A 16,472-nucleotide genomic window follows, 5' to 3' on the forward strand; every position below is an offset into this window, starting at 1 on the left:
CGGAATCTCCTCTTCGCTCAAACCGTGGCAGGCGCGTGCTTGCCGGCTCGCGCCGCCGGTTGGGCGGCTGGCTGGCGCCGACCCTCACGCGGCTCGGGCAGCAGGGTAATCAGGGTGCCCAGCGTCAAGACCAGCCCGCCAATCCACACCCAGGTGACCAGGGGATTGAGGTAGACGTGAAAGGTTGCGGCATTGGTTTCGGGTTGATGGGCGCCGAGAACAACGTACAGGTCTTCGCGCAAATTCGAAAACAACGCCACCTCGGTGGTTGGCTGTTCTTGTACGATATAAAAGTGTTTTTGCGGATAAATCGTATCCACCACCTTGCCGTCGCGCTTGACTGTCATGGTGGCCTGGATCATGACTTTGTTGGGGTCGCTGAACTGCTCGGTGGTTTGGTACACCAGCTCGTAATTGCGCAGCTTGAGGGATTCGCCGGGTTTGACCTGGCCTTCGATCTCCTGGGTGAACGCCATGCCGGTCACCCCGACGAACAACAGCACCATGCCGAAATGGACGATGTAGCCGCCGTAGCGCCGCTTGTTGCGCATCAGCAGGCGCCAGAGCGCGAGGGGATAGGGTTCGCCGCTGCTGTGGCCGCGCGCCAGCGCGCCGCGGTGGAATTCCAGCACGATGGTGAGCGTCACGAACACGCTCAGGGTGAACGAGATGAGTGCGTAGAGGTGGCGGATGCCGAATGCCAGAAAGACCGCCAGCGCAAGCAATGCGCCCAGCACGGGGATCGCGAACATCCTGCGCAGTTGCGCCAGCGAGCTCTTGCGCCAGGCCACCAGCGGCCCGACGCCGGTGAGCAGCAACAGCAGCAGGGAGATCGGCACCAGCACCGCGTTGAACCAGGGGGCACCGACGGTGATCTTGACGCCGCGCACGGCCTCCGACACCACCGGAAAGACCGTACCCCAAAACACCGCGAAGCAGGCGCCCACAAACACCACGTTGTTCAACAGGAAGGTGGATTCGCGCGAGATGACCGCCTCCATTCGCACCGGGCTGCGCAAAAGATGCGAGCGCAGAATCAGCAGCCAGGAGGAGGCAATCGCAATCAGGCCGACAAAGGCGAGAAACAGCGGACCCAGGCTGGAGGTGGTGAAGCTGTGCACTGAGGAAATCACGCCGCTGCGGGTGAGGAAGGTGCCGAAGATGCACAAGGTGAAGGTGAGAATGATCAACACCATGTTCCACACGCGCAGCATGTTTTTCTTTTCCTGAATAATGACGGAATGCAGGAAGGCGGTGCCGGTGAGCCAGGGCATCAGCGCGGCGTTTTCGACTGGATCCCAGGCCCAGTAGCCGCCCCAGCCGAGTTCCATATAGGCCCACTTGCCGCCCAGCATCATGCCCACCCCCAGGAAGAACCACGGGATGATGGTCCACCGCCGCGTGATTTTAAGCCATTCATTGCCGAGTTGGCCGGTGATCAGGGCGGCCAGGGCGAAAGCGTAGGGAATGGTGAAGCCCACATAGCCGAGATAAAGCACCGGCGGGTGAATCGCCATGGCGGGATGCTGCAGCAGGGGGTTCAAGCCGCGGCCGTCCGCCGGCATGAAATTCAGCATTTCAAACGGCGGCGTGACGAAGGTGATCAGGCAGATGAAGAACAGCGCTACCGCTGTGTTGATCGCCGTGACATACGGCATTAGAGTGATCTGCTTGCGGCGATAAAGCAGAATGCACACCGTGCTGAACAGGGAGAGCAGCCACGCCCAAAACAGCAGCGAGCCTTTCATGCCTGCCCACAGCGCGGTGAATTTGTAATAAGCCGGCAACGCGCGATTGCTGTAGCTCGCCACGTATTCGACGCGGAAGTTGTCGGCGAAGATCGCCTGCCACAAAGCCAGTGCAGCCAGCGTGAGAAAAATGGTGACGCCAAAGGCAGCGTTCTCGCTGCTGGCAAGCAATTGCGCGTCCTTGCGCCGTGCGCCCAGCACGGAGGCGAGGATGGCATATACGGCACAGCCGAGCGACAGCCAGATGAAGATGCTTCCCAATTGAGTCATGACGTGTTGTCCCGAGTTCAGGTTTTACCGCATTTCTTGCAGGTCGCACCCCGGCGGCCGGGTGGCAAAAAGCCCCTTGACGGGGCCATGAGATGAACAACAATCACTCGCCAGCTTGCGGGCGGACTGCTCAGGTCGAAGGCGGCGCCGCCTCCCCGCTGCCCTTTTCACTTTCATATTTGCTGGCGCACTTGGTGAAGATTTGGCTGGCCGCAAACCGGCCGTTGGCATATTTGCCTTCCAGCAGGACGTCGATGTCTTCCTTGAACGTGTCCGGCACGATGCCGTGATACGACACCGGCAGTTGCTGGCCTTGTTCCTCGATCACAAAGCTGATGGACAGACCATCCTCGGCTTTCACCACTGAGCCGGGCACCACGTGCCCGCTGACGCGAAAGCCGCGGCCGTCCGCCTCCTGGCCAATGGCTTTGAGTTCGGGCACGGTCTTGTAATACACCATGGTATCCTTAAAGCCGCTGGCGATCATCCATGCGATGATGGCAATCACCGCACCAAAGGCAGCGAAGATGCGAACACGGCGACGTTCCATAAATCTTCTCACTTTGACAAAGTTTGGGTGTGATGGGTTTGGTTGCATGCGGGAGAGACAATTTCCATGCCACCCCTGCCTGGCCGGTCTTGTCGGTAAAAACCATTGCGTTCAAGCCCTGCCTGCTTGCTGGCTGGGCGCCGGCAGTGGCAGAATATTCTCAATATTGCGAAACCTGTGGCGCAAGGCTGAGAACCTCAGGCATAGGCGGTCGCCTTGGTTTCGCGAATGACGGTGACCTTGATTTGGCCGGGATATTCCAGCGCCTGGTGAATCTTCTTGGCGATGTCAGAGGCCAGCAGATCGGCTTCGGCATCGCTGATTTTTTCGGGCTGCACCATCACGCGGATTTCGCGGCCCGCGGAGATGGCATAGGCTTTCGCCACGGCATCAAAGCTGTCCGCCAGCTTCTCGAGCTTGTCGATGCGTTTGACATAGCCGTCCAGGGTGTCGCGGCGCGCCCCCGGCCGCGAGCCAGAGATGGCGTCGGCCGCGCTCACCAGCAGCGAGATCAAATTATCCGCGGGAATGTCTTCATGGTGGGAGCCGATGGCATTGATGACGATGGGATCTTCGTTGTACTTTCGGCCGATCTCCATGCCGAGCTGGGTGTGGGTGCCCTCCTGGTTTTGGCTGACGGCCTTGCCGATGTCATGCAGCAGGCCGGCGCGTTTGGCCATGCGCACATCCAGCCGCAACTCGGCGGCCAGCGCGCCGCAGATGAAGGCCACCTCCTTGGAGTGCTCCAGCACGTTTTGCCCGTAGCTGGTGCGAAAATGCAGCCGGCCGAGCACACGAATGAGATCAGGGTGAATTTTGCCGATGCCCACCGCGGCCACGGCTTCGTTGCCGGCGCGCCAAATGATTTTTTCGACCTCCTCCTCGCACGCCGCCACCACGTCCTCCACCCGCTGGGGATGAATCTTGCCGTTGCTGATCAGCCGCTCCAGCGCCAGCCGCGCGACTTCGCGTTTGACCGGATCAAAGGCGGAGAGCACCACCGCCTCGGGCGTGTCATCCACCACCACCTTCACGCCGGTGGCCTGCTCGAAAGCTTTGATGTTGCGGCCGTCACGGCCAATGATGCGGCCTTTGACTTCTTCCGAAGGGATGGGCACCACCGACACCGAGGTCTCGGAAGCATGTTCGGAGGCAATGCGCTCGATGGTCATGGTGAGGATGCGTTTGGCTTCACGCGTGGCGTTGGCCTTGGCCTCATCAACAATGCTTTTGTAAAGCTCCGCCGCCTCGCGATTGAATTCCTGCCGCAGATTCTCCATCAACCGCTGTTTCGCCTCCTCCAGGGAAAGCTGGGTGATTTTGGAAAGCTCGAGGGTTTGGGTGGCAATCAGCTTTTCCAGCTCGGCATCCTTGGCTTTGAGCGAGAGACGGTGGTTCTCCAGTTCGCTCTCGCGCTGCTGCAAGGCGCTCTCGCGCTGCCGCAGTGCCTCATCGCGGCGGTTGAGCTTTCTTTCGCGCTCCTCCAGGCGCTCTTCGTTTTGCTCCACCTTGCGCTGGCGCTGTTTGAGTTTTTGTTCCTGCTCTTCGCGCTCGCGATACCACTCCTGTTTGGCCTGCACCAGGATTTGCTGTTTCTTGCGTTCCGCTTCCTTCTCGGCCTGCGCCAGAAGATCGGCTGCCGTTGCCCGCGCCCGGGCAAGCCGGCGATGGATGACGAATTTGGCCAGAAACCAGGCCAGCACAAAGGCCGTCAGCGCGACCGCACCATATATTCCAAATGATCCCATGATCTGCCTCGCTTTATCGCGAAAGGAATCCGCGGGCGATTCCGCTCCCTGGCCTCTCCGCCCGTCTCAAATGACGGCGTATTGATGCGCCACGGCGGGAGTGGCCGTCACCGGACGCATGCGCAAATAGCCCCGCATATGCTCGGCCATGACTTCCATGTTGTTCTTGATCTTGTTGCCCGCACACGCCGGGTTGGACCACACGCACTCGACGCCCTTGCAGTAATCCAGACGCAGGTCACAGTTTTGCAGCTTTTGATATTTGGCGGAGGGGAGCATTTTGCGCGTGACTGCTTCGCGATGAAACTCGCCCTTTTGCGTCTTGAAATGAAACTCCACCAGCTTGTTCCACAGAAAATTGTGCGCCTGCACCAGTTGTGCGGTGGTCAGCTTGTCCAACAGAGGCCGCAGCGATTGGCCGTTGAACAGGCATACCATCAATTCCAAGCGCAACCGGAAGGTCAGCTCTTCTGTTTTCAGTTCCATGGTGGTCTCTCCTGAGATGAGCTGATGCCTTCGCGCCAGAGCCGCAGCCGTCATCCCGCCTCTTTTGCAACCGTACGGGCGAACGCGTCTTGTTGTCTCTGCGTTGCGCCCAGGCCAAAGAATGCCGGTTTGAGGGCCACGCTCCAGGCATCCTGCTTGTTCAAAAGTGCGAAAAATATAGGTCGTTAACACCCGAAAATCAAGACATAATTCGTGGCGGCAGACAAGATTCCCTCCCGCCAGAGACGGGCTTGGGCAAGGCATCTGGCAGTGGGGGGCCTTTGCGGTTTTCAAGGCTGCGGCCAAGCCGTTGTCGGAACCTCTTTGCGATGAGACGGGGCTATGGGGCAGACACGCATGCGCGATCCGGCAAAACTGCAGTCACTGAATGCGGGAAACTCGCGCCACCGGCGGGGCCGGCAACAAGGATCTCAAAAAGCCTGCACCCATGCGCAGGAATGCCTCAGTTACATGTGGGGGTGCAGCCCGGGCCTCTCGTCTGCCGGCAGGAATGTCGGCGCCACGCCACACGTTACCGAGGGATTACCATGCACAATTGGGGAAACCGCTACAGGCTAAACCGGAATGCCCGTGAAGAACCAGATAAACTTCGAAAATGCCTCGCCGATGAACACCATCACCACGGCAGCATAGAGGATGCCGGTGGCGGATTGCGTGCTGCGCAGCTTCACCGTTGCCTGGACCATGAAACCGAAAATCAGCGGCCCGACCAGCCCGATCGCCACCCGCGCCCAAAAGATCAAGCCCTCGCCGGAAAGGCCGAGCAAATGGCGGGTGAGTGCGGCGGCTGTCGTCTCCTCAGCCAGCGCATGGAATGACATCACACCGGTCACGAACAGCGTCCGCAGGATCACGGCTGCCAGAAACAGCAGGGAGGCAATTCGCAACGGCTGCATCGTCAGGCGATGATTCACCAAATACCAATGTCCGGTGATCATGGCCGTCATCACGCTGCCCAACAGGAAAGCCGAGCCCGCAACGCTCAGGGCTTTCAAGGGCAAGGCGGGTTGTGCGGCACCGGCAGCTGCGGGAAAAAAGAAGGCGCCCGCCAGCAGCGCCAGCACCCCGGCTCCGAACGCCGGCCACAGATAACGCTTGCGCAGGGTTTGGATCCACAACGCGCCGGCCAGCAGGATGACGAGACTGGCGGCCAGCAACCCCAGCACCCAGCCGGTGGAAAGGCCGGCCACTGACATCACGGCCGGCTGTGCAGCGCTGAAGGGTTGGGCGAGCAGGGCGAAGCCCAGAAAGAGCGCCGCCAGCAGGCTGACCAGCCGAAAATACAGCGTGCCAATTTCTTCGAGGGCAATGAAAAACAACGGCAGCAGGCTGCCAATGGCGAGATGGCTGAAGAGAGAAAAGAAAATGAGCTTGAACATCCGACCGTTCGCCGCCTTTCAGGATTGGATGCGTCCGTCGACGATTTGAATCACACGGTCACAGCGCGCCGCAATCTGGGGATCGTGTGTGCTGATCAGGAAGGCGGTGCCTTCCTGGTCGCGCATCTCGTGCAACAGTGTCATCACCTCGCCGGCCGCCTCGCGATCCAGATTGCCGGTGGGTTCATCTGCCAAAACGAGTTCGGGTTTCATCATCACGGCGCGCGCGACGGCGACCCGCTGTTTTTGGCCGCCGGAGAGCTTGGCAGCCTTGTAATCGAGGCGGTGGCCCAGGCCCACGCGCTGCAGCAGCGCTGCGGCACGCTGGCGCGCCGCGGCGGTCTCGCGGCCATAATGAGCGAGCGCCGGAAACAGCACATTCTCCCGCGCGGTGAAATCGGGCAGCAGATGGTGAAATTGATAAACGAAGCCCAGATGGCGGTTGCGGAAACGGGTGAGGGTGGCATCATCAACGCCCGCGGTGGTTTGCCCGGCCACTTCGAGCGTGCCACTGGTCGGCCGCAACAGAGTTCCCAGGATGGCGAGCAGAGTGCTCTTGCCGCTGCCGCTGGGCCCCATCAGCGCCAGGAAATCACCGGCGGCAATATCCAAATCAATGCCCTTGAGCACCTGGGTTTCCAGCTCGCCGTCGTGAAAGGTTTTGACGATTTGCCGGGCACGCAGCACGAGTGCGCTCATTGGTGCAACACCTCCACCGGATCGACTTTGGCAGCGGCGCGTGCCGGCAGAATCGCCGCCAGCGTGCTGAACACCGTGGCCAGGATGATGGCCAGACCGTACTCGCCCTGCGCCGGATCAACGGGCAGGCCGGCGCGGCCGTCTGGCCGCAGCGTCACCACCCGCAAAAATTCACAAAAAAACCAGCCCACCCCGGCACCCACGCTGGAGCCGACCAGGCCCAGCAGCCAGCCCTGCAACAGAAAAATGACAATGATCGAGGTTTGGCCCACGCCCATGCTGCGCATGATGCCGATTTCCGGGCTGCGCCGCACGGCGGCGAGCAGCAGCTTGCTCGCCACGCCGATGATGATCACCAGCAGGCTGAAAATTTTGATGAGATCACCGGTCATGCCCTGCGAACGCAGGCCCTCCTGCAGCCGCCGGTTCTCGTCGATCCAGTTCCTGGCCTGCAGCCCGGTGCTGCCGGCCAGCCGGACGGCGAGTTGTTGTGCGGTGAAAATGTTCTGCAACTTCACCGCGATCTGGGTAACGCTGCCCTGCAAGTCCAGCAACGCCTGCGCCGTGCCCAGCTCGACAAACACCACGCGCTCGTTGACGCTGGCACTGCCCACGTCAAAGAGACCGCGAATCAGCAGGGCGCGGCTGCGGCCGCGCTCGCTCTGCAGCAGCAGGCGCTGGCCGGTGGTGACGCCCAGCTCTTCCGCCAGCCGCACTCCGATCAGCACCTCCCCGGGCGCCAGCACAGCCTGCCCGCGCACCAAGCCGCCGGCCACATCGATGATGGCGGAAAGATTCTCCGGCTCGCAACCGGTAATGTTCACCGGCGCGATCTTTTCCCCCCGCTGGATGAAACCGTTGCCGATCACCTGCGGCACCACCACGCTCACGCCCGGGGTTTGCGCGATCGTCGCCACCAGATGCCGCCAGCCGGTGATTTCCGTGCGCTGTTGATTTAGCCGCTGCACCGCCACCAGCGGCCGGCCCTCCGGCGGCATGCGCAACAGCGCCGGCTCGCGTTCCGGCGGCTCCAGCGTCACATGGGCGAGATTGCCCACCACGTCGTTGGTCAGACGCGTCGCCAAACCGTTGATCAGGGCCGCGATGAACGTGTAGACCACGATGCCGACCACAATGCCGAGCAGAATCAAACCGGTTTGCAGGGGACTGCTGCACAGGTAACGCCAGGCAACTTTCAGTTCAAAGCGCGGTTTGAGAAAGTCGCGGCCGAATTGCCATACCATCGGATACCATCCTCGGATTCATGATGACGGTCTCGCCGGCGGCGAGGCCGCTCAGCACCACGATCCGCTCGGCTTGCCAGTCGATCACCTGCACCGGCCGCCGCGTCGCACGGCCCTCCCGCACCACATAAACATACGGTGCGCTGCCGAAGCCGGCCACTGCGGCACGCGGCACCGTGAGCGCATTCTCATGGCGGGCCACGGTGAGATTGACGTCCAGTGACAGGCCGATGGGCCAGGCCGGCGGCGCATCGACAAAGCAGAAGCGGACGATGGCGGCGCCGGTTTGGGGGTTCACACCTTTTGCAATGTAACACAGCCTGGTCTCATAAAGCCGGCGGTTGTTGCCCAGCGGGGAAACCGTCGCCGGCATGCCCGGCGTGAGCTCGCTGAGATACTGTTCATCCACTTCCGCTTCGACTTCGAGTTGTTCGGTGGTGGCGATTTCATAGATCACGGTTCCGGGGGTCACGATCTGGCCGGGATCGACCGGTCGTGCGAGAACGTAACCGTTGAAGGGGGCGCGCAGGAGGTAATCCGCAAGTCGCGCCCGGGCTTCGGCCACCACCGCCTGCCGCTGCTGCAGCGTCTTTTCGAACTGCGCACGCGTGAGCTGGGCCTTTTCCAATTCCTCCGCGGAAATCAAACCGGCCTGGTGCAGCTCCCGGGCGCGCTCGAAATCACGGCAGGCCTGCAACCAGCGCTCCTGCTCGGTGGCTGCCGCGGCCTGTGCCTGCCGCAGCGCGGCGGTGGCCGCTTCGTCGAAAATCTGCGCCAGCACTTCACCCTGCTGCACCGCTTCGCCTTCCTCGCGGTTGAGCCGCACCAAGCGGCCGGAAACCACCGGTGTGATCCGGTTGGTGTAGCGCGGCCGGACGCGGGCGTTGAGCGCCAGCACGCGCACCACGGTTTCCTGCTTCACGGTCGCCACCTCGGCGACCGGCGGCTGGCGCACAAAGGCGGCTATTCGAAAAATGAGAAAAAGCAACACGAGACTGAGCAGCCAGGGCAGCACCTGACGCCCCTTTGCCGGCAGTCGTGCGGGGGTGGAAATTTCCTGGTGGGGGTGACGAAGCAGGCTGGGGGAATCCGTTTTCATGAATCACTTGCACACATTTGAGCCAGACCTTTCTGTTCGCCGGGCAAGGAGAACACTGCCCGCCCGATCTTCGCCTGCGGGCAGTGTGGCACTCAGTTCAGCGAAAAGGCGAACGAATAAACTTCCGGATGTTCGATGGGCCGGCGATGTTTGAAATTTTCCCAGACTTTGTGCGTGTGCGTGATCTGCGTTTCGCCATAGGTCCAGCACAGCAGCGTTTCCGGGATCATGCTCTTGAAATCGACCGTGAAATAGCCCTTGGGATAGGCGCCGAGCTTGAGCACCTGTTGGGACCAGCGCTCGAGTGTCAAAGCCACCTGCAGATCGTAGCTCTGCTGGGCGTCGGCCTCATTGAACAACTGCTCGGCCTCCATCCGATCCTTGGCCTCCTGCAATGCTTCGATCACCTGCTCGGTCAGCTCGATCAGCCTGGGCAACAGCAAATTGGCCTGTTCGAGCGTGAAACGGGGCATGCCATCATCCCTGAGTTGATCGTACGGCTTCACACTTCCTCCTAAAAAGATGAATCAGACTTTGGTTCGCGCACGACTCCTACCGGAGAATGAGTCCTCTTGCGGGCCGGGCGTCAATGAAATGCCGCCATGCCGGTGACCGCCTGGCCCAAAATCAAGGTGTGAATTTCATGAGTGCCTTCGTAGGTTTTCACACTTTCCAGATTGACCGCATGGCGCATGGCGAGATAGTCGTCGATGATGCCGTTGGCGCCGAGAATTTCGCGGCACAGGCGCGCAATCTCCAGCGCGTGATGGCAGTTGTTGCGCTTCGCCAGGCTGATTTGTGCCGGCTGCGCCCGGCCCTGATCCTTCAGGCGGCCGAGATGCAGGCAGAGCAACTGCATTTTGGTGATCTCGCTGACCATGTGCGCGAATTTCTCCTGGATCAACTGGAACGCGGCGATCGGTTTGTCGAACATGATGCGGCCTTTGGCATAAGCCAGCGCCTCTTGATAGCAGGCCAGCGCCGCGCCCAACACGCCCCAGGCAATGCCGTAGCGCGCTTGACTCAGGCAGCTCAGAGGGGCTTTCAGACCCTCGGCGTGCGGCAGCATGGCCGCGGTTGGCACATGACAATCATCCAACAGCAGCTCGGCGGTGTCGGAGGCGCGCAGAGAGAGCTTGCCGTGGATTTTCTGCTGGCGGAAGCCCGGGGTGCCTTTTTCCACCAGAAAGCCGCGTATCGTGCCGTCGAGCTTGGCCCAGATCACGGCGACGTCGGCCAGTGTGCCGTTGGTGATCCACATTTTGCGGCCGTTGAGCACGAAGCCATCCGCACGCCGCTCGGCACGTGAAATCATGCCGGCGGGATTGGAGCCGTAGTCCGGCTCCGTCAAACCGAAACAGCCGATCAACTCGGCGCGCGCCAGCCGCGGCAGATATTTTTGCTTTTGTTCTTCGCTGCCAAACGCCCAGATCGGATACATCACCAGCGCGCCCTGCACCGAGGCAAAACTGCGCAGGCCGCTGTCACCCGCCTCCAATTCCTGCATGATCAACCCGTAGGCGACGTTGTTCAGGCCCGGGCAGTCATAGCCCCTCAAGTTGGCACCCAGCAGGCCCATCTCTCCGATCGGTTTGATGAGCTGGCGCGGGAAAGTGCCCTCGCGAAAATGGTCGCGAATGACGGGTTTTACCTCCTTGTGCACGAACTCGCGCACCTGGTCGCGCACCGCTTTTTCCTCGTCCGAGAGGGAGGCTTCAATGTTGTAAAAATCGAAGGGGTTGAGAGTGGACATGTTCGCGCAGACGCAGGGTGATGATGAGGCCTTTGCGGAATAGCGCCCGCATGCCGCCGGCACCAATCCCGAGTTCAGACGGCCTGTCCGGTCAGCGTTTGCCAAATCCTCACGAATGATTTGGCGGAGTGTTTTTTAAAGCCCGTGTCCAGGTTGTGTGTTTGCCTGCGATGCCCGCCTGGCCGGGCAGAACACTGCAAGCTATCCCGCATTGCCGCGCCAAAAGTCCTTCAAGCGCAACACACCGGCGCCTCCTGCTGAATCGGGAAGCGGTGACGATAATCCCCCACGATTGTGCCCAGCAGGGTATTGGTGCCGTAAGACACGATCCGCACCCGCACCAAATCACCGGGCTTGACCCGGCCGGCAAACACCACGCCCTTGTTTTGATCGGTGCGCCCCAGCCATTCGTCCGGCCGCTTCTTGCTCACTTCCTCGACCAGCACGGTATGCACGCGGCCCACTTCGCGCGCGTTTTGTGCCAGGGAAATTTCGCGCTGCAATTCATTCAATCGCATCAGGCGCGCGGTCTTGACCTGCTCCGGGACATCATCGGCATATTTGCGCGCGGCGATGGTATGCTGGCGCTGGCTGTATTTGAACGTGAAGGCCGAGTCAAAGCGCACCTGCTCGACCACCTGCAGGGTTTCCTCGAAATCGGCTTCGGTTTCGCCGCAGAAGCCGCAGATGATGTCGGTGGTCAGGGAAACTTCCGGCAAAATGTCGCGAATCTCCGCGACCAAAGCCAGAAACTCCTCGCGCGTGTAGTTGCGATTCATGCGTGCGAGTACGGCGTTGCTGCCCGCCTGCAGCGGCAGATGAATGTGCTTGCACAGCTTGGGATGGCGTGCCATCGTCTGCAGCAGCTTGCGCGGAAAATCCTTGGGATGCGGCGAAGTGAAGCGGATGCGCTCGAGTCCCTCGACCTCCGCCACCATCTGCAGCAGGTCGGCGAAATCATAGTGCTCGTAGCGGTAGGAGTTGACGTTTTGGCCGAGCAGGGTGACCTGCTTGAAACCCTCGGCGGCAATGCGTTCCGCCTCCGCCACGATGTTGCGCGGCTCGCGGCTGCGTTCCCGGCCGCGGGTGTAGGGCACCACGCAAAAGGTGCAGAAGTTGTCACAGCCGCGCATGATCGCAATCCACGCGTTCACCCCCGGCCGGCGTTGTGGGGCAATATCGGCATACGTCTCGTACTCTGACAGCGAAAAGTCGAAGGCTTTTTCGCGACCCTCCCGCACCGCAGCCATCAGGGCCGGCAGCCGTTTGTAGCTGTCGGGGCCGGCAACGATATCCACGACACTGGCGCGCTCCGCCAGCTCGGCGCGCAGGTTTTGCGCCATGCAGCCCAGCACGCCCACGATGAGCCTGCCCTTGCGCCGCTGCTTGAGACCGCGCAGGTGTTCCAGGCGGTGGAAAATTTTTTCATGCGCATTTTCGCGGATCGCACATGTATTGAGCAAAACCACGTCGGCCTGGGCTTCGACTTCGGTGAACTCGTGTTGTTGCTGGCGCAGAACTGAACGAATCACCTCCGAGTCGTATTCGTTCATCTGGCAGCCGTAGGTTTCAAGATAGATCTTCATGTTTGCGCTGTCGTTGCGTGCGAATTTTCTGCCGGTTGTCTGCGCTCATGTCCGCAGCTCGCTCCAGGCCTGCCACCGGATGGTCACCGGTGCGCCAGGCGGCTGGCAATCGGCCCGCCAAGATAGCACATTCCGTGACAAGTTTCAACTTTTTTGCTCAAGACCTCGCAAGTAGTCGAAAGTATAGATGCCGCTGTCATGCCCGTCGGACCAGAGGAATTGAACGGCATAGCGGCCCACTGGTCTGGCCTCCAGGGCACGGATGTCCTCGGGAATGTCTTCGGGAAAAACCCGGCGCCGGCCGGTGACTTCATCGACGCAGGCGGCGCAACAACAACGGCCGCGCAGGAACCGCAAGCTGTAAGTCGTGCGGCGGCCGTCATCCCAGTCGATCCCGAGTGTCCGGGCATCAACTGGAAAGATGTTGAGGGGAGTGGGCATGTTTGATTTCCTGTGGTTCGCCGGACGCGAAGGAGGCGCAGCCGTCAGAATTCCAGCGTGTCGGTGGCATGGCCACGCCGCAGTTGCAGGCTCTTGAGTTTGCCGCCCGCCTTGACGTGCACCAGATTGATTTGATCTTCGAAAAGCTCATGCAGCAGCCGGTTGGTGATGGCAATTTTTTTCACCTGTGCGATTTTGAGAATCTCGACATAGCACCAGGTGACATCGGTTTCCGTTTCCCGGCCGACATATTGAAAACGGGCGGTGTCGCCGTTGACCACGAACACCACGGCGTGTTTGAGATAATTGAAGAGGTAACGATCCACTGCCGGCGCTTCGCGTGAGTCGCCCAGCATCAGCCGGCCCGTGCCCTGTGCCAGCAGCGCCTCTTCGAGATCATCGGTGAAGAGGCGGAAGGTGATTTCCAGTGCCTGGGTTTGGGGATTGTGATCCACCTGGCAGACGCTGACATGAAAAGGATGGCGAACGCCCAGCAGGAGAACGCCGGACAGCAGGCCAAGCTGAATGCCGGCCAGGCGCGCGCACCACCGCCGCCCCGGCATTTCCGGCTTGCATGGTGAGAAATTTCGTTTAGCTTTAGTGGCTACCATGTCAAGAGTTGACTTTCTGTGGGGATGCTGCGCCGTGTGTGCGCGTTCATTGGACTGGCGGCAGGCAGCGATCAGTCATCGGTTCCAATCTATCCGCAAGCGACAAACTGTCAAGTGATTTTTTTTCAAAGTGAGCAGGCAGAGCTGCCGCCGGAGATCGCGGCACGAGGCGAATTTTTCTGGCATGTGACTGTATGCGTGATGGCAAGCGCAGCCGCCTGCTCACGTTCAAACCAGACGCAAGGGAGCTGAACATGAAGCACAGCCTGTTGCTGCTGGCGTGTGCATGGCTGGTGGCGGGCCATCCGGCTGCCGGCCGGGCGCAAAACCAAAACCTCCCCAACGAGGCCGAGAAAAAATTCCGGCAGTTGTACGAAGAATTCCGCAGCCCGAATGTCTACCGCACGGCCTCCGGCGCGCCCGGCCATCTCTACTGGCAGCAGCGCGCCGACTATGATCTGCAGATCGAACTGGACGACGAGCACCAGCGCCTGTTCGGCACCGGCACGATCATTTACCACAACCAATCCCCCGATGCCCTGACCTATCTCTGGCTGCAGCTTGATCAAAACCTGTGGGCACGCGATTCCGACACCGACAAGACCCGCACCGGCAGCCTTTCCGAAAACATGAGCTTCCGCGAGCTGCAGCGCCTCCATCTCGATTTTGACGGCGGTTTCAAAATCGACTACGTGCGCGACGCGGCCGGCCGTGATCTGCCTTTTGTCATCAACAAAACCATGATGCGGGTCGATCTGCCCCAGCCGCTGCTGCCCCAAGGCCGTGCGGTGCTCAAACTCAAATGGTGGTACAACATCAACGACCGCATGAAGCTGGGCGGCCGCTCCGGCTATGAGTATTTTCCTGCGGACGGAAACTATCTCTATGCCATCGCCCAGTTCTATCCGCGCATGGCGGTCTACAACGACGCGCAGGGCTGGCAGCACAAGCAATTTCTCGGTGCCGGCGAATTCACCCTGTGCTTCGGCGATTACACCGTCAGCCTCACCGTGCCGGCCGATCACCTGGTGGCCGCCACCGGTGAGCTGCAAAACGCCGCCGCCGTCCTGACGCCGGTGCAGCGCAGCCGCTGGCAACAGGCACAAAACGCAACGGCGCCGGTGATGATTGTCACGGAAGACGAGGCCCGCGCGGCGGAAAAATCCCGCAGCCCGCACCAAAAGACCTGGCGCTTCCACGCCCGGCAGGTGCGCGATTTCGCCTTTGCCAGCTCGCGCAAATTCCTCTGGGATGCCATGCCGGTCAAATTCGGCCAGCGCACCGTGATGGCCATGTCGTTTTATCCCAAGGAAGGCAACCCGCTGTGGCAGCAGTATTCCACCAAAGTGGTGGCGCACACCCTGCGTTCCTATTCCGCCCGCACCTTTGACTATCCCTATCCGGTGGCGATTTCGGTGCACACCAACCGCATCGGCATGGAATATCCCATGATTTGTTTCAATGGCGGCCGGCCGGAACCGGATGGCACCTACAGCGAGCGCACCAAGTACGGCATGATCAGCGTCATTATTCACGAAGTCGGGCACAACTTCTTCCCGATGATCGTGAACTCCGATGAGCGGCAGTGGACCTGGATGGATGAAGGACTCAACACGTTTCTGCAATATCTGGCGGAACAGGAATGGGAGCACGATTATCCCTCGCGGCGCGGTCCGCCGGCCAAGATTGTCGATTACATGAAGGGTGACCGCAACCAGCAGACGCCGGTGATGGCCAATTCCGAATCGCTGCTGCAGTTCGGGGAGAATGCCTACGCCAAACCCGCCACTGCGCTCACCATCCTGCGCGAAACCGTGATGGGGCGCGAGCTGTTCGACTTCGCCTTCAAAACCTATGCGCAGCGCTGGAGGTTCAAGCAGCCGACGCCGGAGGATTTGTTCCGCACGCTGGAGGACGCCTCCGGGATCGATCTCGACTGGTTCTGGCGCGGCTGGTTTTATTCCACCGACCACGTCGACGTGGCGCTGGCCGCGGTGAAATGGTACAGAATCGACACGCAGGATCCGGACCTCGAGAAACCGCTGGCCAAATCCACCCGGCAGCAGCAGCCGCAATTTCTCGGTGAGCTGCGCGACCAGCAGGCGGGCAGGCCGGCCATGGTCGAGCGCGATCCCAGCCTGCAGGACTTCTACAACAAGTATGATCCCTTTGCCGTGTCGATTCTCGACCGCAGGGAATACGAGCGTTATCTCAGCACCCTGGATGAAGCGGAGAAGCAATTGCTGCGCGCCGGCTACAATTATTATGAGCTGCACTTTCAAAATCTCGGCGGCCTGGTGACGCCCCTGATTCTGGAATTCGAGTATGACGATGGCACCAGGGAAGTGCAGCGCCTGCCGGCGGAGATCTGGCGTTACAACGACAAGCAGATCAGCAAGGTGTTCGCCACCCGGCATGAAATCCGCAGCATCACGCTCGATCCGTTTCTGGAGACTGCCGACACCGACATGAGCAACAACTACTGGCCGCCGCGGCCAACGCCGACGCGGTTTCAATTGTTCAAGCAGCGCGAGGGCGAGCCGGAGAATCCCATGCAGCGCCAGAGGCGCATCGAGGCGATGAGCCAGGGGGAGACGACGCGATCACTGGAAGGCAAAAGTGGGGGGCGGCCGCCGGGCGGCGAGTGAACACGGGCGAGGGGCCCGGCGAAGCGCTTTTCAGTCTGGGAGTACGAGCATCCCGTCACTGCCATGTCACGCGCGGTGGCGGGATTTCTTTTTCGCCATGATCGCAGGGAGAGGGATTTTGTACCGCCTCTTCGTTTGGATGAAAGGTCGTGGCTGTTCCGTCGGGCGGCACGCCTTCTTTCGAGGGCT

14 protein-coding genes are annotated in these 16,472 nt (G+C 60.8%); 1 reads left to right on the forward strand and 13 read right to left on the reverse strand.

What is annotated here, in order from left to right; genetic code table 11:
• Window positions 1-17 precede the first annotated feature (17 nt).
• The 13 genes from ONB52_18075 to ONB52_18135 all read right to left on the reverse strand — a co-directional run bounded on the left by ONB52_18075 (window position 18) and on the right by ONB52_18135 (window position 13,587).
• Window positions 18-2,018 carry a heme lyase CcmF/NrfE family subunit gene (locus tag ONB52_18075; protein MDZ7418040.1) on the reverse strand — a complete coding sequence of 667 codons (2,001 nt, stop codon included), beginning with the start codon at window positions 2,016-2,018 and terminating at the stop codon, window positions 18-20.
• 130 nt (window positions 2,019-2,148) lie between these two features.
• Window positions 2,149-2,568, reverse strand: a complete 420-nt coding sequence (locus tag ONB52_18080; protein MDZ7418041.1) for a cytochrome c maturation protein CcmE — start codon at window positions 2,566-2,568, stop codon at window positions 2,149-2,151.
• A gap of 197 nt (window positions 2,569-2,765) precedes the next feature.
• On the reverse strand, window positions 2,766-4,316 hold the full coding sequence (rny, locus tag ONB52_18085) for a ribonuclease Y (protein ID MDZ7418042.1): 1,551 nt from the start codon (window positions 4,314-4,316) through the stop codon (window positions 2,766-2,768).
• A gap of 66 nt (window positions 4,317-4,382) precedes the next feature.
• The gene (locus ONB52_18090; GenBank protein MDZ7418043.1) at window positions 4,383-4,802 is read right to left on the reverse strand and encodes a hypothetical protein; all 420 of its coding nucleotides are present in this window, start codon (window positions 4,800-4,802) and stop codon (window positions 4,383-4,385) included.
• A 575-nt stretch (window positions 4,803-5,377) separates the two neighbouring features.
• On the reverse strand, window positions 5,378-6,202 hold the full coding sequence (locus ONB52_18095) for a hypothetical protein (GenBank protein ID MDZ7418044.1): 825 nt from the start codon (window positions 6,200-6,202) through the stop codon (window positions 5,378-5,380).
• An 18-nt stretch (window positions 6,203-6,220) separates the two neighbouring features.
• Window positions 6,221-6,901 (reverse strand): ABC transporter ATP-binding protein, encoded by a 681-nt coding sequence (locus ONB52_18100; protein MDZ7418045.1) that lies wholly within the window; start codon window positions 6,899-6,901, stop codon window positions 6,221-6,223.
• Window positions 6,898-8,145, reverse strand: coding sequence for an ABC transporter permease (locus ONB52_18105; protein MDZ7418046.1), 1,248 nt, complete (start codon window positions 8,143-8,145; stop codon window positions 6,898-6,900). The genes ONB52_18100 and ONB52_18105 overlap by 4 nt, the downstream gene beginning before the upstream one ends.
• Window positions 8,102-9,244, reverse strand: a complete 1,143-nt coding sequence (locus ONB52_18110) for an efflux RND transporter periplasmic adaptor subunit (GenBank protein MDZ7418047.1) — start codon at window positions 9,242-9,244, stop codon at window positions 8,102-8,104. The genes ONB52_18105 and ONB52_18110 overlap by 44 nt, the downstream gene beginning before the upstream one ends.
• 92 nt (window positions 9,245-9,336) lie before the next feature.
• Complete coding sequence (locus tag ONB52_18115) at window positions 9,337-9,750, reverse strand: DUF2203 domain-containing protein (GenBank protein MDZ7418048.1); 414 nt, start codon at window positions 9,748-9,750, stop codon at window positions 9,337-9,339.
• 80 nt (window positions 9,751-9,830) lie between these two features.
• Window positions 9,831-10,997, reverse strand: coding sequence for an acyl-CoA dehydrogenase family protein (locus ONB52_18120; GenBank protein ID MDZ7418049.1), 1,167 nt, complete (start codon window positions 10,995-10,997; stop codon window positions 9,831-9,833).
• A 230-nt stretch (window positions 10,998-11,227) separates the two neighbouring features.
• On the reverse strand, window positions 11,228-12,583 hold the full coding sequence (gene miaB / locus ONB52_18125) for a tRNA (N6-isopentenyl adenosine(37)-C2)-methylthiotransferase MiaB (GenBank protein ID MDZ7418050.1): 1,356 nt from the start codon (window positions 12,581-12,583) through the stop codon (window positions 11,228-11,230).
• 144 nt (window positions 12,584-12,727) lie between these two features.
• Window positions 12,728-13,024, reverse strand: coding sequence for a DUF971 domain-containing protein (locus tag ONB52_18130; GenBank protein ID MDZ7418051.1), 297 nt, complete (start codon window positions 13,022-13,024; stop codon window positions 12,728-12,730).
• A gap of 44 nt (window positions 13,025-13,068) precedes the next feature.
• Entirely contained in the window at window positions 13,069-13,587 is a 519-nt protein-coding gene (locus ONB52_18135) for a hypothetical protein (protein ID MDZ7418052.1), read from the reverse strand.
• A gap of 302 nt (window positions 13,588-13,889) precedes the next feature.
• On the opposite strand from ONB52_18135, the gene ONB52_18140 reads away from it, so the two are divergent.
• Complete coding sequence (locus ONB52_18140) at window positions 13,890-16,283, forward strand: M1 family metallopeptidase (GenBank protein MDZ7418053.1); 2,394 nt, start codon at window positions 13,890-13,892, stop codon at window positions 16,281-16,283.
• The last annotated feature ends 189 nt before the right edge of the window (window positions 16,284-16,472 follow it).

The sequence above is a fragment of the candidate division KSB1 bacterium genome (assembly GCA_034506255.1).
GTDB classification, from domain to species: Bacteria; Zhuqueibacterota; Zhuqueibacteria; order Zhuqueibacterales; family Zhuqueibacteraceae; genus Coneutiohabitans; species Coneutiohabitans thermophilus.